This is a genomic window from Pseudomonas benzopyrenica, assembly GCF_036884265.1.
Lineage (GTDB): Bacteria > Pseudomonadota > Gammaproteobacteria > Pseudomonadales > Pseudomonadaceae > Chryseomonas > Chryseomonas benzopyrenica.
Genome location: NZ_CP145723.1, coordinates 711,171 through 731,117 on the forward strand (window position 1 = coordinate 711,171; position 19,947 = coordinate 731,117).

The 19,947-nt window shown below is 67.9% G+C and carries 16 protein-coding genes; 8 read left to right on the forward strand and 8 right to left on the reverse strand.

All coding sequences use genetic code 11. The annotated features are described in order from the left end of the window. Positions 1-37: 37 nt before the first annotated feature. The 7 genes from V6W80_RS03360 to gshB all read right to left on the reverse strand — a co-directional run bounded on the left by V6W80_RS03360 (position 38) and on the right by gshB (position 5,844). Positions 38-1,315, reverse strand: a complete 1,278-nt coding sequence (locus V6W80_RS03360; RefSeq protein ID WP_184292040.1) for a dihydroorotase — start codon at positions 1,313-1,315, stop codon at positions 38-40. Then, positions 1,312-2,310: an aspartate carbamoyltransferase catalytic subunit gene (locus V6W80_RS03365; RefSeq protein WP_017640980.1), complete on the reverse strand. Its 999-nt coding sequence runs from the start codon at positions 2,308-2,310 to the stop codon at positions 1,312-1,314. Before V6W80_RS03365 ends, V6W80_RS03360 begins: the two co-directional genes overlap by 4 nt. A gap of 15 nt (positions 2,311-2,325) precedes the next feature. Next, on the reverse strand, positions 2,326-2,835 hold the full coding sequence (pyrR, locus tag V6W80_RS03370; RefSeq protein ID WP_338545839.1) for a bifunctional pyr operon transcriptional regulator/uracil phosphoribosyltransferase PyrR: 510 nt from the start codon (positions 2,833-2,835) through the stop codon (positions 2,326-2,328). A gap of 2 nt (positions 2,836-2,837) precedes the next feature. Further along, positions 2,838-3,290: a Holliday junction resolvase RuvX gene (ruvX, locus tag V6W80_RS03375; RefSeq protein ID WP_338545840.1), complete on the reverse strand. Its 453-nt coding sequence runs from the start codon at positions 3,288-3,290 to the stop codon at positions 2,838-2,840. After that, a complete protein-coding gene (locus V6W80_RS03380) occupies positions 3,287-3,856 on the reverse strand; it encodes a YqgE/AlgH family protein (protein ID WP_231356925.1) in 570 nt (189 codons plus the stop codon). The genes ruvX and V6W80_RS03380 overlap by 4 nt, the downstream gene beginning before the upstream one ends. Positions 3,857-3,911: 55 nt before the next feature. Continuing rightward, positions 3,912-4,790, reverse strand: a complete 879-nt coding sequence (locus V6W80_RS03385) for a TonB family protein (protein ID WP_338545841.1) — start codon at positions 4,788-4,790, stop codon at positions 3,912-3,914. A 103-nt stretch (positions 4,791-4,893) separates the two neighbouring features. Then, positions 4,894-5,844, reverse strand: coding sequence for a glutathione synthase (gshB, locus tag V6W80_RS03390; RefSeq protein ID WP_338545842.1), 951 nt, complete (start codon positions 5,842-5,844; stop codon positions 4,894-4,896). 220 nt (positions 5,845-6,064) lie between these two features. Here gshB and pilG point away from each other — a divergent pair, with 220 nt between their 5' ends. The 8 genes from pilG to V6W80_RS03430 all read left to right on the forward strand — a co-directional run bounded on the left by pilG (position 6,065) and on the right by V6W80_RS03430 (position 19,217). Next, positions 6,065-6,472 (forward strand): twitching motility response regulator PilG, encoded by a 408-nt coding sequence (pilG, locus tag V6W80_RS03395; protein ID WP_007161679.1) that lies wholly within the window; start codon positions 6,065-6,067, stop codon positions 6,470-6,472. A 40-nt stretch (positions 6,473-6,512) separates the two neighbouring features. Beyond that, on the forward strand, positions 6,513-6,878 hold the full coding sequence (pilH, locus tag V6W80_RS03400; RefSeq protein WP_007161680.1) for a twitching motility response regulator PilH: 366 nt from the start codon (positions 6,513-6,515) through the stop codon (positions 6,876-6,878). A 49-nt stretch (positions 6,879-6,927) separates the two neighbouring features. Then, complete coding sequence (locus V6W80_RS03405) at positions 6,928-7,464, forward strand: chemotaxis protein CheW (RefSeq protein ID WP_017640975.1); 537 nt, start codon at positions 6,928-6,930, stop codon at positions 7,462-7,464. A 161-nt stretch (positions 7,465-7,625) separates the two neighbouring features. After that, positions 7,626-9,656 carry a methyl-accepting chemotaxis protein gene (locus tag V6W80_RS03410; RefSeq protein WP_017640974.1) on the forward strand — a complete coding sequence of 677 codons (2,031 nt, stop codon included), beginning with the start codon at positions 7,626-7,628 and terminating at the stop codon, positions 9,654-9,656. A gap of 61 nt (positions 9,657-9,717) precedes the next feature. After that, positions 9,718-10,566, forward strand: coding sequence for a CheR family methyltransferase (locus tag V6W80_RS03415; protein WP_082731539.1), 849 nt, complete (start codon positions 9,718-9,720; stop codon positions 10,564-10,566). Between the two features lie 11 nt (positions 10,567-10,577). Beyond that, positions 10,578-17,726, forward strand: coding sequence for a hybrid sensor histidine kinase/response regulator (locus V6W80_RS03420; RefSeq protein WP_338545843.1), 7,149 nt, complete (start codon positions 10,578-10,580; stop codon positions 17,724-17,726). Next, positions 17,719-18,738, forward strand: a complete 1,020-nt coding sequence (locus V6W80_RS03425) for a chemotaxis protein CheB (protein WP_068382885.1) — start codon at positions 17,719-17,721, stop codon at positions 18,736-18,738. Before V6W80_RS03420 ends, V6W80_RS03425 begins: the two co-directional genes overlap by 8 nt. 11 nt (positions 18,739-18,749) lie before the next feature. Further along, entirely contained in the window at positions 18,750-19,217 is a 468-nt protein-coding gene (locus V6W80_RS03430) for a chemotaxis protein CheW (RefSeq protein WP_017640970.1), read from the forward strand. Here the strand turns inward: V6W80_RS03430 and V6W80_RS03435 are convergent. Beyond that, positions 19,214-19,873, reverse strand: a complete 660-nt coding sequence (locus tag V6W80_RS03435) for an HAD-IA family hydrolase (RefSeq protein ID WP_338545844.1) — start codon at positions 19,871-19,873, stop codon at positions 19,214-19,216. The two genes, V6W80_RS03430 and V6W80_RS03435, sit on opposite strands and share 4 nt — an antisense overlap. Positions 19,874-19,947: the final 74 nt, after the last annotated feature.

The following is a 19,947-nucleotide window of genomic DNA, read 5'->3' on the forward strand; positions in this document are numbered from 1 at the left end:
GCTCCGCGGAGCCCCTTTTCTATCCAGGCGCCTCTATTCAGGCGCCGCGCTGGTAGGTCGCGCGTCCCCCTACCAGGGTGCGTTCGATGCGGCCGGGCAGGGTGAGGCCTTGGAAGGGGCAGTTGCGGCCACGCGACAGCCAGGGCGTGGCGGCCTGGGCGGTCGGCTGCTGGGCGAACAGCACCAGGTCCGCCGGCAGGCCCTTGGCCAGGCGGCCCGCCGCGAGGCGCAGCGCCTGGGCCGGACCGCTGGTCAGGCGTGCCAGCAGGGTCGGCAGATCCAGCAGGCCGTCTTCCACCAGGGTCAGGGCCAGCGGCAGCAGCAATTCGACACTGCTGATGCCCGGCTCGGTGGCGGCGAAGGGCGCCAGCTTGGCGTCCGCCTCGTGGGGCTGGTGATGGCTGGATATGGCGCCGATCACCCCATCACGTACCCCGGCTCTCAGGGCGTCGCGGTCCCGCGCGGTGCGCAGCGGCGGCTTGACGTGATAGAGACTGGAAAAGCCCTGCAAGGCCTCGTCGGTGAGCAGCAGCTGGTAGAGCGCCACATCGGCGGTCACCGGCAGGCCGCGGGCCTGGGCGGCGGCGATCATCTCCACCGCGCGGGCGCTGGTCAGCTGGCCGAAATGGGCACGCACGCCGCTCTGTTCCACCAGCAGCAGGTCGCGAGACAGGGCGATGGTCTCCGCGGTCTCCGGGATGCCGGTGAGACCCAGGAAGCTGGCGGTGGGGCCTTCATGGGCGAGGCCGCCATGGGCCAGATCGGCGTCGAGGGCGGTAAAGACTACGGTGAGGTCGAAGGTGGCGGCATATTCCAGCGCTCGCCGCTGCACCCGCAGATTCTCGAAGGGCTGCAGGCCGTTGGTGAAAGCCACGCAACCGGCGTCGCGCAAGGCCATCAGTTCGGCCAGCTGCTCGCCGCCCAGGCCCTTGGTCAGGGCGCCGATGGGATGGACGCGGGCGTGATCGGCGGTGCGCGCCCGGTCGAGGATGAGTTCGGCCACCGCGGTGGTGTCCAGCACCGGGCGGGTGGTGGGCGGGCAGCACAGGCTGGTGACGCCCCCGGCCGCGGCGGCGCGGGTCTCGCTGTCGACATTGCCCTTGCGGGTCAGGCCCGGTTCGCACAGGGCGACATCCAGGTCGACCAGACCAGGCGCTAGGATCAGGCCGCTGGCGTCCAGCTGCTCGTCGGCCTGGAAGCCCTGGGGCGCTTCGCCCAGGGCCAGGATGCGACCCTGGTCGACATGGACGTCGCTGACCTGGTCGAGGCCGGTGGCCGGGTCGATCACCCGGGCATTGCGGATGCTCAGGCTCACTGCGCATTCTCCTGTAGCTGACGCTGGGCGGTCTGCCCGCTCATGGTCATCGACAGCACCGCCATGCGGACCGCGATGCCGTAGGTGACCTGGTTGAGGATGACCGACTGCTCGCCGTCGGCGACCGCCGATTCGATCTCCACGCCGCGGTTGATCGGTCCCGGGTGCATGACGATGGCGTCGGGCTTGGCGCGGGCCAGGCGCTGGCGGGTCAGGCCGAACAGCCGGTAGTACTCGCCTTCGCTGGGCAAGAGGCCACCCTGCATGCGTTCGCGTTGCAGGCGCAGCATGATCACCACGTCCACGCCGTCCAAGCCCTCGGCCAGGTCGGTAAAGGTGCGCACGCCATAGAGTTCTTCAAGGCCGACCGGCAGCAGGGTGCGCGGCGCGACCACGCGGATGTCGCGGCAGCCCAGGGTACGCAGCGCCAGCATGTCGGAGCGGGCGACCCGCGAATGCAGGATGTCGCCGACGATGGCTACCGAGAGGTTGGCGAAGTCGCCCTTGTGGCGGCGGATGGTCAGCATGTCGAGCATGCCCTGGGTGGGGTGGGCATGGCGGCCGTCGCCGCCGTTGATGATGGCTACATCGGGGCAGACGTGCTCGGCGATGAAATGGGCGGCGCCGGAGTCGGCGTGGCGCACCACGAACATGTCGGCGGCCATGGCCTCCAGGTTGCGCAGGGTGTCGAACAGCGTCTCGCCCTTGCTGGTGGAAGAGGTGGAGACGTTGAGGGTGATGACGTCCGCCGACAGCCGCTTGGCCGCCAGTTCGAAGGTGGTGCGGGTGCGGGTCGAATTCTCGAAGAAGACGTTGCACACGGTCTTGCCGCGCAGCAGCGGCACCTTCTTCACCGCCCGGGCGCCGACTTCCAGAAAGGAGTCGGCGGTATCGAGCAATTCGGTGAGAAGTTCGGCGGGCAGGTCGTCGAGCGACAGGAAGTGGCGCAATTGGCCCTGGGCGTTGAGTTGCAGCGAGCGCGTAGCGTCGGTCATGGCAGCGGATCCAGGTCAGGCGGCGGGGGCGTCGCGGTATTCGAGGGCGAGCGGCGTGGGGCCGGTCAGCTTGACGCGCTGGGTGGGGGCCAGGCTCAGGGTGGCGCCCACCACGTCGGGCTGGATCGGCAATTCGCGGGCATTGACGTCCAGCAGGCAGACCAGGGTCACACTGGCGGGACGACCATAGTCGAAGAGTTCGTTGAGCGCCGCGCGCACGGTGCGGCCGCTCATGAGCACGTCGTCCACCAGCACCAGATGGCGGCCGTCGATCTCGAACGGCAGGGCCGAGGGACGCACCTGGGGGTGCAGGCCCTTCTGGGTGAAGTCGTCGCGGTAGAAAGAGACGTCCAGACTGCCCAGCGGGGTGTCCAGGCCGAGTTCGGCCAGCAGGGCCTTGGCGACCCAAAGGCCACCGGTATGGATGCCGACGAAGCCGGGATCGGTGATGCCACGGCGATCCAACGACAGGCGCAGGTCGGCGGCCAGCCGCGGCAGGAGCTCGGCGGGAGAGGGCAGGTGCATGGCTACTCCGATTGCGGGCGCGCGGCCCGTTCCAGTTGTTGGGTCAGCCAGCCTTCCAGGAGGAGGGCGGCGGCAAGGGCGTCCACCGGGCGTTCGCGATAGCCGTCGCGCTGACCGCCCTGCAGGCGCTCGCCCTTGGCGGCATAGGTGGTGAGGCGTTCGTCATGGGTATGCACGGGCAAGCCGTAGCGACCCTGCAGGCGGCGGGCGAAGCGTTCGGCGCGCTCGCTCATCTCGCTGTGGGTGCCGTCCATGTTCAGCGGCAGGCCGACCACCAGGGCGGTGGGGCGCCACTCGTCCAGCAGGCGCTGGATCTGCTGCCAGTCGGGCACGCCGTTCTGCGCCTTGAGGGTGAGCAGTTCACGGGCCTGGCCGGTCACGGCCTGGCCGACGGCGACGCCGATCTGCCGGGTGCCGTAGTCGAAGCCCAGGTAGAGGCCGCTGGGTGCGCTCATGCGTGGCCCGCCTGGCGCGAGAGCAGGCGCAGGTCGACCCCCAGCAGGGCGGCGGCCGCGCCGAGGCGCTGCTCGCTGGGCGTCTCGAACAGCAGGGCGCTGGTGGCCGGGGTGGTGAGCCAGAGATTGGCCGCCAATTCCTCTTCCAGCTGGCCGGGACCCCAGCCGCTGTAGCCCAGGGTGATCAGGTGGCGGCTCGGGCCGGTACCGTCGGAGAGGGCGAACAGCACGTCCGGCGAGGTCGTGAGGCTGAGTTCGTCCAGTTCCAGGGTGTTCTGGAATACCGGGCCGGCGTCATGCAGGACGAAGCCACGATCGGTCTGCACCGGGCCACCGGCATAGAGCACGACCTGGGTGTCTTCCAGGGTGGCCGGGACCTCGGGCCGCAGCTGTTCGAGCAGGTCATCCAGGTGCAGGCCGTTGGGTCGGTTGATCACCAGGCCCATGGCGCCATCCGGGCCGTGGTCGACGAGGTAGATCACCGTCTCGGCGAAATGGGGATCGTCCATCTGTGGCATGGCGATCAGGAGCTGGTGCTGTAGGGTGGTGCTGGAGGTCGGCTTCATGACCGGCAAGTTTCCCGGTTGCGCGGTCCGGCTTCAAGTCCAACGGCGTCCAGGGCTATTGACTGGACAGGCGGTCGCCACGCTCGAAGCGCCAGGTGCGGATGATCTCCAGCCGGTCGATGTCGCCCAGATCGCCGCTGAAGGGAGCGAAGGGCGCCGCCAACCGGACGATGCGCAGCGCCGCCTGGTCCAGCACCGGGCGGCCCGAGGATTCCAGCACCTGGACCTCGTAGAGCGAGCCGTCCTTGTTGATGGCCACCAGCAGGCGCAGGCTGCCGTAGAGGCGGTCACGCTTGGCCTGCTCGGGATAGTTGAGATTGCCGATGCGCTCGATCTTGCGCCGCCATTCTTCCTTGTAGCGGGCGCCCTTGTCCTTTTGCGTCGAGGCAGCGTTGATCCGCCAGATCTTTGGCCGCTTGGCGTATTGCTGGCGCTCCTCGGCGAGCTGGGCTTCCAGGCTGGCGAGTTCGGCGGCCTGGCTGTCTGATTCGGGGCTCGGAGCGTCACGCTGTTCCCGTTCGGGCGTCTCGCGACTGGGCTCGGCCTTGGTCGGCCGCGGGGCGCGGGTGGTCACCGCCGCCTTGGGCGCCTGGGCGCGATCCGCCGCCGGCGGGCGAGCCGGAGGCGCGGCCTGGCGGATCTCGCTGTCGTGGAACGGCGCCTGCACCGGGGTGCTCGGCGCTGCCGCCTTGTCCAGGGTGCCACTGCCCTGCTGGTTTTCCTGGGCGAGGAAATCAGCCTGCTTGGGCGCCTCGTCGCTCTTGAAGCTGGCCAGCGTCACCTCCAGGGTGCGACTGATCTGGCTGGGCTCGGGCAGCGAGAAACCGACGCCGAGGATCAGCACGACGTGCAGCAGGGTCGCGATGAGCAGCGTGAAGCCCAGGCGGTCGGCGGGACGGACCTGGGCGGCGGGGGAGGAGGCGGTGCTGGGCATTGACTGGGTCGGCAAGGGCAGAGGACGCGCGGCAGGGCTGGCGCCAGTCTGCGGATTGTGTCCGCGCTTGTCCATGCCGCTGGGGGCGGCATGGACCCTCGCCTCAGCGCGCGCGCTTCTGCGCGATCACATCCATGAGGCGCTCGGCGATGCGGGTGTCGTAGGCCGCATCGATCTCGCGGATGCAGGTCGGGCTGGTGACATTGATCTCGGTGAGGTGCTCGCCGATCACGTCCAAGCCGACGAAGAGCAGGCCGCGCTTGCGCAATTCCGGGCCCACCGTCGCGGCGATCTCGCGATCCCGCGCCGACAGCGGCTGGGCGACGCCGCGGCCACCGGCGGCCAGGTTGCCACGGGTCTCGCCCTGGGCCGGAATGCGCGCCAGGCAGTAGTCCACGGGTTCGCCGTCGATCATCAGGATACGCTTGTCGCCATCCTTGATGCCCGGCAGGTAGCGCTGGGCGATGATCTGCTGGGTACCGTGGGCGGTGAGGGTCTCCAGGATCACCGAGAGGTTGGGATCGCCTTCCCGATGCCGGAACACCGAGCTGCCGCCCATGCCGTCCAGCGGCTTGAGGATGACGTCACCGTGGCTGCGGGCGAATTCGCGGATGATGTCGGCGCGACGACTGACCAGGGTCGGCGGCGCCAGCTCGGGAAACAGGGTGGCGAAGAACTTCTCGTTGCAGTCGCGCAGGCTGGCCGGGCGGTTGACCACCAGGGTGCCGCCACGCTCGGCCTGCTCCAGCAGGTAGGTGGCATAGACGAATTCGTTGTCGAAGGGCGGGTCCTTGCGCATCAGGATCACGTCCAGTTCGCGCAGGGGCAGGTCGACGTCTTCGCCAAAGGCGAACCAGCGCTCCGGATCCTGGAACACGTCCAGCTGCCGGCCACGGCCGCGGGCCTCGCCATCGACCTGGTACAGGTCCTGCATCTCGAAATAGTGCAGGGTCCAGTCGCGCGCCTTGGCCGCCCACAGCATGGCCATGGAGCTATCCTTCTTATAGGAGATGCGTTCGATGGGATCCATGACGATCCCCAGGCGGATACTCATTGACGCTAGACCTCGGTTCTACGTGGGCAAGGCGTCAGAATAGCCCTTCGATCCCCTTCAGTGCCAATGCTTGCGCGATCGTCGTGGTGGGCGGGCCGGTGGTCCGCCACCAGGGGATCTGCGTGGTACGTCACGGTATTGTGTGCTACAAAGAGGCGCCGCCAAAGTGCCCGGATCGACATCATTCACGTTTCATCGACGATGAGCTGGTAGCTTGAACATGGAACAGTATTCGGAAGGGCTGAAGGTCATGGTGATCGACGACTCGAAGACGATTCGTCGGACCGCCGAGACCCTGCTCAAGAAAGTTGGCTGCGAGGTCATCACCGCCATCGATGGATTCGATGCGCTCGCCAAGATCGCCGATAGTCATCCCCACATCATCTTCGTGGACATCATGATGCCGCGACTGGATGGCTATCAGACCTGCGCGCTGATCAAGAACAACAGCGCCTTCCGCGCGACGCCCGTCATCATGCTGTCTTCGCGTGATGGCCTCTTCGACAAGGCCAAGGGCCGCATCGTCGGCTCTGACCAGTACCTCACCAAACCCTTCAGCAAAGAAGAGCTGATCGGTGCGATCAAGACCCACGTCCCCAGTTTCACTCCGCTCGAACAAGCGTCCTGAGTGTCCTGAGGCGGGCGATTCTATCTAGTAGGAAATTTTCATGGCTCGAATTCTGATCGTCGACGACTCTCCCACCGAGATGTACAAGCTCACCGCCATGCTGGAAAAGCATGGGCATCAGGTGCTCAAGGCCGAGAACGGTGCCGATGGCGTCGCCCTGGCCCGTCAGGAGAAGCCGGATGCGGTCCTGATGGACATCGTCATGCCCGGCCTCAACGGTTTCCAGGCCACCCGGCAGCTGACCAAGGATGCCGAGACCAGCCACATTCCGGTGGTCATCGTCACCACCAAGGACCAGGAAACCGACAAGGTCTGGGGCAAGCGCCAGGGCGCCAAGGACTACCTCACCAAGCCCATCGACGAAGACACCCTGCTGCGCACCCTGGCGGGTGTCCTGCAAGGCTAACGTCCGACGTCCGTTTCTCGCGGCAGCGCCCTACAGGGCAGGGAATCCTATGAGCGACGCCACCACGCCCTATGAACTCTTGCGCCTGATCGATCTGCGCTGCCGCGAGCGGGCGGCCGGTCTGCCGGCGCAACAGGAAAACCAGCGCAGCTGGAGCGGTATCGGCTTTCGTCTCGGTGAATTGCGCTTCGTGATTCCCATGGGCGAGGTCAGCGAGATCCTGCCGGAGCCGCGCTTCACCGCGCTGCCCGGCGTCAAACCCTGGCTCAAGGGCGTGGCCAACGTACGCGGTCGCCTGCTGCCGATCGCCGACCTGGGGCAATTCCTCGGCGTGAAGATCCAGGCCCTGCGCAAACAGCGGCGCATCCTGATCGTCGACCATGGCGACCTCTTCGTCGGATTGGCGGTTGACGAAGTCCTGGGTATGCAGCATTTCGACATCGAGGCCTATCGCGAGCACGCCGACAACGTGCCGTCGGGCCTGCACTTCTTTCTGGAAGGTGTCTTCCAACGCGACGTGCCCTGGCTGGTCTGCAGCCCACGCGCCTTGGTCGAGCATCCCGAATTCATGGACGTCGCGGCCTAGGTCGCCAGGCGTCCGGGCGCTGCGAGGCGGATCGGGGTCGGGATGGCAGGAGCCGTCGCCGACGGGTGGGGGTAGGGCGACGAGCATCGGCTTCAAGCGAACCGATCCGGCGTCCGACAAGGATAGAACTAAAGGAACCAAGGTCCAGGCGGGGGCCGCTGATGAACAAACTCAATACCGGGAAAATCAACGCGTGGGTCGCGGGCATGTTCGTGGTGCTGATCGTCGCGATCGTGCTGCTGTTCGCCAACTTCGCGTACCTGGGCACTCAGACCAACTACGACAACCAGTATCAGGGTCAGGCCACCGAGCTGCGGATTCTCTCGCAGCAGCTGGCCAAGAGTGCCAGTGAGGCCGCCACTGGCAAGGCCGAGGCCTTCAAGGACCTGCGCCAGGCGCGCGCCGAATTCGAGCGGCGCCTGACCATCCTGCGCAGCGGCGATCCGCAGACCGGTCTGCCGCCCTCGCCGGCGATCCTCGGCCCGCGTCTGGATACCCTGCAATCCCAGTGGGAGACCCAGCGCAAGCAGGTCGACACCATGCTCGGCAGCGAGCAGACCGTACTGTCCCTGCACCAGCTGTCCGGCGCCCTGGCCGACACCATTCCCCAGTTGCAGGTCGAGAACGAAGAGGTCGTCGACATCCTGATCGAGCGCGGCGCGCCCGCCGGCCAGGTGGTGGTGGCCCAGCGTCAGGCACTGCTGGCCGAGCGGATCCTCGGCGCCATCAACAAGATCCTTACCGGCGACGAAGCCGCCGTCCAGGCTGCCGACAGCTTTGGTCGCGACGCCAGCCTGTTCGGCCGGGTACTCAAGGCCATGCGCGAAGGCAATGCCTCCATGGGCATCGCCAAGATCACCGACCCCGAGGCGGTCAGCCGACTCAACGAAGCCAACAAGCTGTTCGAATTCGTCTCCGGCAACGTCGACGAGATTCTCGCCACCTCGCCCGAACTGCTGCAGATCCGCTCCGCCGTGGGCCTGATCTACCAGGGCTCCCAGGCACTGCTCGGTTCCGCCTCGGAGCTGAGCGCCGGTTACGCTTCGCTGGCCCAGAGCCGCAAGATCAACACCGTGGGCAGCTATCTGCTGGTGTTCATCGCCCTCGGCGCCATCCTGTGCATCGGCTACATCCTGGTGCGCGATACCCGCCGCCGCCTGGCCGAGACCGACGAGAAGAACCAGCGCAACCAGACCGCCATTCTGCGTCTGCTGGACGAGATCGCCGACCTGGCCGATGGTGACCTGACGGTGCAGGCCACGGTGACTGAGGACTTCACCGGCGCCATCGCCGACTCCATCAACTACTCCATCGACCAGTTGCGCGAACTGGTGGAGACCATCAACCAGACCGCCGTGCAGGTGGCCGCCGCCGCCCAGGAATCCCAGGACACCGCGACGGTGCTGGCCGAGGCCTCGGAGCACCAGGCCCAGGAAATCGCCGGGGCCTCCGCGGCGATCAACGAGATGGCCGTGTCCATCGACCAGGTATCCACCAACGCCTCGGAGTCCACCGCGGTGGCGGAGCGCTCCGTGGCCATCGCCAACAAGGGCAACCAGGTGGTGCACAACACCATCATCGGCATGGACAGCATCCGCGAGCAGATCCAGGACACCGCCAAGCGAATCAAGCGCCTGGGCGAATCGTCCCAGGAGATCGGTGACATCGTCGGCCTGATCAACGACATCGCCGACCAGACCAACATCCTGGCCCTGAACGCCGCCATCCAGGCCTCCATGGCCGGTGACGCCGGTCGCGGCTTCGCCGTGGTCGCCGACGAGGTCCAGCGCCTCGCCGAGCGCTCCTCCGGCGCCACCAAGCAGATCGAGGCCCTGGTCAAGGCGATCCAGACCGACACCAACGAGGCGGTCATCTCCATGGAACAGACCACCTCGGAAGTGGTGCGCGGGGCCGCCCTGGCCCAAGACGCCGGTGTGGCGCTGGAAGAGATCGAGAAGGTTTCCCAGAGCCTGGCCGGACTGATCCAGAACATCTCCAACGCCGCGCGTCAGCAGTCCTCGTCCGCCAGCCACATCTCCAGCACCATGAACGTGATTCAGGAGATCACCTCGCAGACCTCGGCCGGTACCACCGCCACCGCGCGTAGCATCGGCGAGCTGGCCAAGCTGGCCAGCGAGATGCGGCGTTCGGTGTCGGGCTTCAATCTGCCGAACGAGCAGCCGCTGGGCTGAATGCAGCGGCCACATCGTGGTGTGGCGAGGGGGAGACGGGGTGGGGGAGTCGAGTTGGGCGTTGCGCCGTGCTCCCGAGCTGCCGGATGCGGACTTCGAGCGTTGGCGACAGCTGCTGGAAACCCGCGCCGGCATGGTGCTGGACGATCGCCAGCGCAGCTTTCTGCAGATCCAGTTGGCCGCGCGCATGCGCGAACTGGCGATCGCGGACTACGACAGCTACTACCAGGTCGTCTGCGCGGGCATCAGCGGGCGCATCGAATGGGTCCGACTGCTCGATCGGCTGACCATCCAGGCCACCCGCTTCTTTCGCCATCCCCCTTCCTTTGCGCTGCTGGAAGCCTATGTGAGTGAATTCGCCCGGACCACCGAGGGCCAGGGGCTGACCCTGTGGAGTCTGGGGTGCGCCAGTGGAGAGGAAGCGTTTTCGATGGCCATCAGTACCGCCGAAGTCCTGGCACGGCAGGCGCGACCCCTGACGTTCGCCCTGACCGGCACCGACATCAGCAGCGAAGCCCTGCGCCAGGCGCGGCAGGGTAGCTACAGCCTGCAGCGGCTGGCCGGCGTGTCGGCCAGCCTGCGCGAGCGCTATTTCCGTGCCCAGGCGGACGGCAGTTTCGAGGTCGCCGCCGGTTTGGCGGAGCGACTGTGCTTTGCCCGGCTCAATGTGCTGGAACTGGGCCAGGCCCCCTTGCAGGGGCTCAATGTCATTTTTTGTCAGAACTTGCTGATTTATTTCCGCCGCTGGCTGCGTCGAGACCTGCTCAATCAGCTGGTCCAGCGGCTTGCACCGGGTGGGCTCTTGGTCCTGGGTGTCGGTGAGGTGAGCAATTGGAGCCACCCGCAACTGGTACCCGTCGATCATCCCGAAGTCCTGGCGTTCACCCGCCAGCCAGACCACCCGGCATGACAGGAGCCGAGATGATCGATCGACACGACTACGTAGCCCTCGAGTGGGTCAAGGGAGAGATCGCCGAAACCTTGCAGCAGGCCCGCAAGGCGCTCGAGGCGTTCGTCGACAACCCGCACGACCGTAGCCGCCTGGGTTTCTGTCGGACCTATGTGCACCAGGTCTACGGCACCCTGCAGATGGTGGAGTTCTATGGCGCCGCGCTGCTCGCCGAGGAAATGGAACTGCTGCTGCAGGCCCTCCACGAAGAGCGGGTGAACAGCTCGGACGAGGCGCTGGAGGTGCTGATGCAGGCCATCCTGCAGGTGCCGCCCTATCTGGATCGGGTCCTCGAAGCCCGCCGCGATCTGCCACTGGCCATCCTGCCGCTGCTCAACGACCTGCGCTCGGCGCGTGGTGAAAAGCTGCTCTCGGAAACCAGCCTGTTCTCGCCGGATCTGTCCGCCACGCCGCTGTCGCTGAGCGATGCCGAACTGGCCGACCGCGCCGCGCCGGATTGGCTGCCACGGCTGCGCAAGCTGCGCCAGGCGCTGCAAGGTGCCCAGGTCGGGCTGTTCCGCGACCGCGATGTCCAGCTGCACCTGGATTACCTGCTGCGGGTCTTCGAGCGCCTGGACCAGCTCTGCGCCGGTTCGCCCTTTGGCGCCCTTTGGCCGGTGGCGGCGGGACTGACCGAATTGCTGCAGGCCGGCGAGCTGGACAACAGCAGCTCGATCCGCGGTCTGCTGCGACAATTGGATCGTGAACTCAAGCGGCTCATCAGCGATGGCGTGACCACCCTCAACCAGCCGGCGCCGGCCGATCTGCTGAAGAATCTGCTGTTCTATCTGGCCAAGGCGCCGGTGCAGAGTCCGCGCATCGCCGCGCTCAAGGCCCACTACCGTCTCGACGAAGCCCTGCCGGATGCCGAGCTGGTGGGGTTCGAGCGCTCGCGCATCGTTGGTCCGGATCGCGAGGCCATGCGTTCGGTGGTGACCGCGCTGTGCGAAGAGCTGGTGCAGATCAAGGACAGCCTGGACCTGTTCGTGCGCAGCGATCGCCAGCAGCCCGCCAGCCTGCGGGGCCTGTTGGCACCGCTCAAGCAGATCGCCGATACCCTGGCGGTGCTGGGCTTCGGTCAGCCGCGCAAGGTGGTGCTGGAGCAGTACGAAGCCGTCGCCGACCTGGCCGCTGGCGTGCACGACGCCAGCGATGCCGCCCTGATGGACATCGCCGGGGCGCTGCTCTATGTCGAAGCCACCCTGGCCGGCATGGTCAGCGGCAACGAGGTCGGCGATGCCGAAGAGAGCCGCCTGCCCACCACCGACATCGATCAGTTGCACCGGGTGGTGGTGCGCGAGGCGCGCAATGGCCTGGAGCAATCCAAGGACGCCATCATCGAGTTCATCGCCTCCCAGTGGAACCATGTCCACCTGGAGCCGGTGCCTCTGCTGCTGACCCAGGTGCGTGGCGGCCTGGCGATGATCCCGCTGGAGCGGGCCGCGGCCCAGGTGCAGGCGGCCAACGACTACATCTGCCAGCAACTGCTGGGCAAGCAGGCGGTGCCGGACTGGCAGAGCCTGGATACCCTGGCCGACGCCATCACCAGCGTCGAGTATTACCTGGAGCGCCTGGCGGAAGATCCGTCCACGCCCCACGACATGATTCTCGACATCGCCGACGAGAGTCTCATCGCCCTCGGCTATCCGCCCAAGGCGGTCGGCGAAGGTGCGGAGGCGGAGGCGCCCCTGGTCTCCAGCGCGGTCGAGACGCTGCCTCTGGATCGCCCGGAAGAGCCGGCGCCGGAAGCGGAGCCGGTGCTCGAAGAGACGCTGGAACTCACCGCCCTGCCGATCGAGGAGCCTGCGGACGCTGAAGCAGAATCCCACGCCGACTTCCAGTCCGAACCTGACGAGCCTCTGACCTCCGATCACCAAGCGGACGCGCAGGCAGCGGCCGATGTGGTGGCTGACGCGGCGCATGGCGAGGCCGAGCCCGCGGGCGCAGAGGCCGAGGAGCTGCCTGCCGGTATCGAGCTGGACAGCCTGCCGCCGGCGACCGCCGATGCCGATGCGGTCGCCGAGGTGCTGGCCGCGCCGGTCAATCCCATCAATCCCCCGGCGGCGCAAGTGCCGCAGGCGCTGCTGCCACCGGCGGCCGATGCCGAACCGGTCGAGGACGAGCTGCGCGAGGTCTTTATCGAAGAGGCCGGCGAGGTCCAGGTGGAACTGGAACGCTGGTTGCCGACCTGGCAGGCAGACCCCGAGCAGCGTACCGCGCTGAGTGAATTGCGGCGCAATTTCCATACCCTCAAGGGCAGTGGTCGCATGGTCCAGGCGCTGGTCATCGGCGAGCTGGCCTGGGCCCTGGAGAATCTGTTCAATCGCCGGCTGGACCATAGCGTCGCTCACAGTCCTGCCCTGCAGACGGTGGTCGAGCAGACCTGTGCCCTGCTGCCGGAGCTGGTCGAGGAATACGCCGAGGATCGCCAACGGCAGCGCGATGACGTCGACTGGCTGGCCCATGCCGCTCATGCGCTGGCGCGCAACGAAGCCCTGCCCGAGCGGGCTTCGGCGAGCGACGCAGTTCCCTCCGTGGCGGCGGCGCTGCCTGAGGTGGAGAGCGTCGAGCCCGCGGCAGCGGCACTCGCCGCCGGCGAAGCCGATACCCAGCTGCTGGACATCTTCCGTACCGAGGCCCAGGCGCACCTGGAAACCGTGCGTCGCTTCCTCGAACAGGCCGACGCCGGTAGCGTCCAGCCGGTCTCCGACAATCTCCTGCGCGCCCTGCACACCCTCAAGGGCAGTGCCCATATGGCGGGCAGTTCGCCAATGGCCGAGCTGGCGTCGGCGCTGGAGCGGCTGGCCAAGGAATACAAGCTCGCCCATGTCGCCTTCGCCGAACCCGAGTGCGCCCTGCTCGCCCAGGGGGCCGAGTTGCTGGAGCAGCGGCTGGCTACCCTCGATGAGGGGGCGCTGGCGACCCCGCTGACGGGCGCGGCGGCCGTGATCGAGCACTGCGAGAGACTGCTGGAGGAGCTGAATCCCCAGCTGCCGATCCCCGCAGCACCGCTGCCGGAGCAGCGTGACGTCCTGCGCCTTACCGACTTCCTGATGCCGGCGATGGAGCTGCTGCTGGAAGCCGACGAACGCCTGAATGCCTGGCGCACCGATGGTGACCTGGCGGCCTGCCCGGATCTACTGGCCGAACGACTGAACACCTTTGCCGACGGGGCGGCCCGGGTCGGCCTGGCCGATGTCGAGCAACTGGCCGAGGCGCTGCAGGTGGTCTATGCCGCCGCGGCGAGCGGTTCGCTGCCGGCCGATGAAGCCTTTTTCCGCGAGGCGGAGGAAGCCCAGGAAGCCCTGATCAGCATGCTCAATCAATTGGCGGGCGGCATGCGGGCCACCCCCAACGAGGAGCGGATCCAGGGTCTGCGCGCCCTGCTGGCGGGCATTCTCGCCGGGCTGCCCATGGCGGCCACCACCCTGCTGGCCGAGCCCGAACCCAAAGACCTCTTCGATCCGGAAACGGCCACGCCGGTGGCACCCGAGCTGGCGCTCGACGTCGAACTGCCCGCCGAAGCCGAAGCCGAAGCCGAAGCCGAAGCCGAAGCCGAAGCCGAAGCCGAAGCCGAAGCCGAAGCCGAAGCCGAAGCCGAAGCCGAGCCTGACCGCGAGCTGCCGGAAGCGTCGCAGGAGCCGCTGCCGCGGGCCGCGGACACCGAGTCGCCGGACGCCGCGGCGGTCGAGTCGGAGGCTACCGCCACCGTCGATCCGGAGATGCAGCTGATCTTCCTCGAAGAGGCCCAGGATCTGCTGGACAGCGCCGACCGGGCACTGAAACGTTGGCTGGTGGAGCCCCAGCAGAGCTTCCACCTCGGCACCTTGCAGCGCGATCTGCATACCCTCAAGGGCGGTGCCCATCTCGCCGGGGTGGTGCCAGTGGCGCGCCTGGCCACGGAGCTGGACGCCATCTACGAAGGCCTGCTCGACGGCCGCCTCGCCGGTGGTGGCGAACTGGCCCAGCCTCTGCAAGACGCCCATGGCTGCCTGGCGGCGCAGTTGGACGAGCTAGCGGCGGGTACGCCGGTCAGCGAGCATGCCGAGCAGGTCGAACGCCTGCAGCGCATCCGTACCGGTCACCTCGATGACCTGGCCGCAGGTGAATCCGAGCCAGCTCCAGGCCAGGTGGATGCCGCCAACGACATCGATGACCCGGTAGCGGACAGTGCGCCCGAGACCGAGTCCCAGCACCCGGAACCGCTGCCCATGGCCGCTGTGCCGGAGGCGGACGAAGGTCCTGACGCTGAGCTGCTGGCCATCTACATCGAAGAGAGTCGCGACCTGCTCGACAGCATGGCGACCTCGCTGCGCGCCTGGGAAGCCGAGCCGCACAATAGTCTCGCGCTGGAATCCCTGCTGCGCGACCTGCATACCCTCAAGGGCGGTGCACGCCTGGCCGAGGTGGATGCCATCGGCGATCTGGCCCATGCCCTGGAGGCCTTCTACGAAGGCCTGGCGCGGGGACGGATCAAGCCCGGCGCAGAACTGGGCGGCCTGCTGCAGCGTTGCCATGACCGCCTGCACGAACAACTCGAAGCCCTGGCCCAGGGGCAGGCCCCGGCCCCCGCCGCTGAGCTCATCGAGGCCCTGCGCGATTATCGCGGAGCGCCGCTGGCAGCGAGCGTGACCGCCACCGCGGTGCCCGCCGCCACGCCGGTCTTCGACGCAGACACCGACGCGGAAATCCTCGAAATCTTCATCGAGGAGGCCCAGGACCTGCTGGTCAGCATGGACGAGGCCCTGGCCGGCTGGCCGGCCGCGCCCGAGGTGGCAGTGGACGAGCTGCTGCGCTGTCTGCATACCCTCAAGGGCGGTGCTCGCCTGGCTGGCCTTCATGGCCTGGGCGAGCAAGCCCATGGACTGGAACAGCAACTGGTCGAGTTGCGTTCGCAGGCCGTAGGGCTGGGCGCAGGCGACCGCGTTCGCGACCTGGCGACCCAGGGAGTCGACGGGCTGCAACTGGCCGTGGCCCAGTTGTCGTTGCCTGCCACGCCCCAGACGGTCGCGCCCCAGGCGTCGGACGCGCCCGCCGACCTTGAGCAGCAGTCCTTCGAAGCCGACCTGCCGCTGGCCGGGGCGGGCGTGGATGCGGACGTTGCAGACTCTCCAGGCGTGGACGGCGCAGCCGGTGCGGAACACGCACCGACCGAATTGCCGGTGGCAGGCGTTGCCGTGGCGCCGCTCATGGTGGCGGCCGAGACGCCCGCGGCGCCCATTGCGCCGCTGCCCTTCGTGCAGCGCCTGCAGCAGGTCCGCCAGCAGGCGGCGCAGCGGCGCTCTTCCCAGGAATTGGTGCGGGTGCCGGCCGCGTTGCTGGAACAGCTGGTCAACCTGGCCGGCGAGACCTCGATCTTCCGCGGTCGCGTCGAACAGCAGGTCAGCGACATCGGCACCACCCTCGGCGAGATGGAAGCCACCATTGAGCGGGTCCGCGATCAGCTGCGCCGGCTGGATACCGAAACCCAGGCGCAGATCATCAGTCGTCACCACGAAGACGTGGATCGCGCCGGCTACGAGGATTTCGATCCCCTGGAGCTGGATCGCTATTCCCAGCTGCAGCAGCTGTCCCGGGCGCTGTTCGAATCGGCTTCCGACCTCCTGGATCTGAAGAACACCCTGGGCCAGCGCAATCGCGATGCCGAGACCCTGCTGCTGCAGCAGGCACGGGTTAACACCGAGTTGCAGGAAAGCCTCATGCAGACGCGCATGGTGCCTTTCGAGCGCATGGTGCCGCGGCTGCACCGGGTGGTACGTCAGGTCAGCGCCGAACTGGACAAGCCGGTCGAGCTGCAGGTCGGCAACGCCGAGGGCGAGCTGGACCGCACGGTGCTGGAGCGGATCATTCCGCCGCTGGAGCACATGCTGCGCAACGCCATCGACCACGGGGTCGAGGACGCCGCCGGGCGCCAGCGCGCCGGCAAGCCGGCCGAGGGCGTGATCAGCCTGGATCTGCGCCGCGAGGGCGGCGACATCATCCTGACCCTGGCCGACGACGGTCGTGGCATCGATCTGGCCGCGGTGCGCCGCAAGGCCATCGAGCGCGGCCTGATGGCGGAAGACGCGCAGCTCACCGATCAGGAACTGCTGCAATTCATCCTCGAATCCGGCTTTTCCACGGCGCCAACCGTCACCCAGATTTCCGGACGTGGCGTGGGCATGGACGTGGTGCACCAGGAGGTGAAACAGCTCGGCGGCAACATGGACATCCACAGCGTGGCGGGCGAGGGGACGCGCTTCACCATCCGCCTGCCCTTCACCGTGTCGGTGAACCGCGCGCTCATGGTGCATGCCGGCGACGATCTCTATGCCGTGCCGCTCAACACCATCGAGGGTATCGTGCGGGTGACCGCCGCCGACCTCGAACGCTATTACCGCCCGGGCGCCAGTACCTTCGAATACGGCGGCCAGCACTATGATCTGCGCTACCTGGGCCACCTGCTCGGCAACGGCCAGCAGCCCAAGCTGAGCGGCCAGAGCTTGCCGCTGCCGGTGGTGCTGGTGCGCTCCGCCGAATACGCGGTGGCCGTGCAGGTGGATGCGGTGGCCGGTTCGCGGGAGATCGTGGTGAAGAGCCTCGGTCCGCAATTCGCCGGGGTACCGGGCCTGTCCGGTGCCACCCTGCTGGGGGACGGGCGCGTGGTGGTGATTCTCGATCTCCTGGCCATGATCCGCAGCCAGCGCGGTACCCGCGACGAGTTGGCACGGCTGGCGCAGGGCTCGGCCACGGTGGCCGAAGTCACCCGGCCGGCGCTGGTCATGGTGGTGGACGACTCGGTCACGGTGCGCAAGGTCACCAGTCGCCTGCTGGAACGCCATGGCATGGAGGTCTTCACCGCCAAGGACGGGGTGGACGCCATCGCCCAGTTGCAGGAGCGGCAACCGGACATCCTGCTGCTGGACATCGAGATGCCGCGCATGGACGGCTTCGAGGTGGCGACCCTGGTGCGCCACGACGCGCGCCTCAAGGACCTGCCGATCGTGATGATCACCTCCCGGACCGGGGAAAAGCACCGCGAGCGGGCGCTGAGCCTGGGCGTGAACGAGTACCTGGGCAAGCCCTACCAGGAGAGCGAACTCCTGGCCCACATCCATCGGTTGGTCAGGGATCATGACTGAGATGCACAATGCCCGCGTCGCCATCCTGGCCGACAGTCCGCTGCAGCGCCACGTGCTGCAGCAGGTGCTGGCCGACAATGGCTATCACGTCGTCCTCAACAGCGATCCGGAGCGTTTCGACGAAGCGGCCTGGCCCACGGTCGCGACCGACCTGTGGCTGATCGATTTGAGCCAGACGGAAGAGTCGTCGCTGGTCGACGCGCTGCTGGAAGGGGCCGAGGTGCCCATCCTGTTCGGCGAAGGCCAGGCGCCCGAGCGCTTCACCGATCCCTTCACCCAGTGGGAGAAGCGCCTGATCGGCAAGCTCAAGCGGCTGATCGGCGATCCGGTGGCGGCGGTCGGCCCGGCGCTGGAGACCCTGCTGCAGGACCAGCCGCGCCCCCCGCGCCTGACCCTGCCCGAACCCCTGGCCAATCTGCCGTTGCCGGCGGGCGACCCCGCACCTGAAGTCTGGTTGCTGGCGGCGTCCCTGGGTGGTCCAGCGGCGGTGAAGGCCTTTCTCGATGCCCTGCCGGGCGGGCTGCCGGTCGGCTTTCTCTATGCCCAGCACATTGGCGACGGCTTTGCCGCCAGCCTGCTGCGCGCGGTGGGCCGCCACAGCCAGTGGCACATCCAGGGCGTGCGCCCGGGTGAGCCGGTGCGCTGCGGCGAGGTGGTGGTGGTGCCGACCCAACAGGAGCTCACCTTCCGCGCCAACAGCGCCCTGGACATCGTCGAGCGTGCCTGGCCCGAGCCCTATACGCCATCGATCAGCCAGATGATGCTCAACCTGGCGCAGCACTTCGGCACCCGTTGCGGGGTCATCGTCTTCAGTGGCATGGGCAACGATGGTACCGCCTCGGCGCCCTATGTGCGGCGCCGCGGTGGCACGCTCTGGACCCAGTCGGCGAGCACCTGCATCGCCCCGAGCATGCCGGAAAGCCTGCGCGAATCGGGTCTCGCGACCCTTACCGCCGATCCCCGCGGCCTGGCCGAAGCCCTGGTGGCGCGCCTGGCCGAGCAGCGAAGCTAAAGGAATCTCCGATGTCGACCGCCGCTCCCGCCGAACACCTGACCGGTCTGCTGCTGACCCTGGCCGATCGCACCCTGCTGCTGCCCAATGCGGCGGTGGCCGAACTGGTGCCCTGCCGCGAGATCCGGCCGCTGCCGGTGCAGCCCGACTGGTGTCTGGGACAGGTCGCCTGGCGCGATCTGCGCCTGCCGCTGATCAGCTTCGAGGCGCTCTCCAGCGGCCATGCCGCGCAATTCGACGGCGATCGCCATGCGCGAGTGGCCATTCTCAATGCCCTAGGTGGGCGTGAGCGGGTCCGGTTCCTGGCCCTGCTGATCCGCAGCATTCCGCGTTCGCTGCGCATCACCCCGGAGCTGGCCGCGGCCGAGGTACCCCTGGCCGCCCTGGAGCTGGGCGCGGTGGCCTACGAAGGCGGCACGGCGCGCATCCCCGATCTGATCGGGGTGGAAGAGCGCCTCGCCGCCGCGGGTGTGTTCTAGTCCTGTCGGGTCAGGCGCATCGCGCCGTTTTCTTCACGGCTGATGCCGACGCCGCGATAGTCGGCCAGGGTCGGCAACCCCAGGTCCAACGGCTTGCGATGGGTGGCGGTGATGGCCACGGCATCGGCGCCGGCCGCCTTGGCCGCGGCAAAGCCGGCATGGGCATCCTCGAACACCAGGCAATCACCGATCTCCACGCCCAGCTTGCGCGCCCCCGCCAGGAAGCAGTCCGGCGCGGGTTTGCCCTGGGTGACGTCCTCGGCGCAGATCATCACCGGCGGCAGAGCCATGCCCGCGGCGGCCAGGCGGACTTCGGCCAGGCGGCGTGACGCCGAGGTGACCAGCGCCCAGCTGCCGGCCGGCAGGCTGGCGAGAAAGGCCGCGGCCCCGGGGATTTCCTGGATGTCCGCGACATCGGCGATCTCCAGTTCGGTGATGGCGCGGGTCTCGGCTTCGATATCGGCGCCGGCGGGCGCGAAGCGCTTCACCGTCTCCACCGCGCGCACGCCGTGCATCACCGCCAGGACGTCCGCCGGGTTGAGGCCATGGCCGAGGGCCCAGGTGCTCCAGGCGCGTTCGGCGGAGGCCACGCTGGTGAGCAGGGTACCGTCCATGTCGAACAGGAAGGCGGCGTAGGGGCGAGAGGGTAGGGTCATCCAGGGCTCCAAAACTATCCGTGGGGAAAGGGGCGGACCGCCGCGGGGCAGCGGCCCGAGGGGCAGATCAGGGG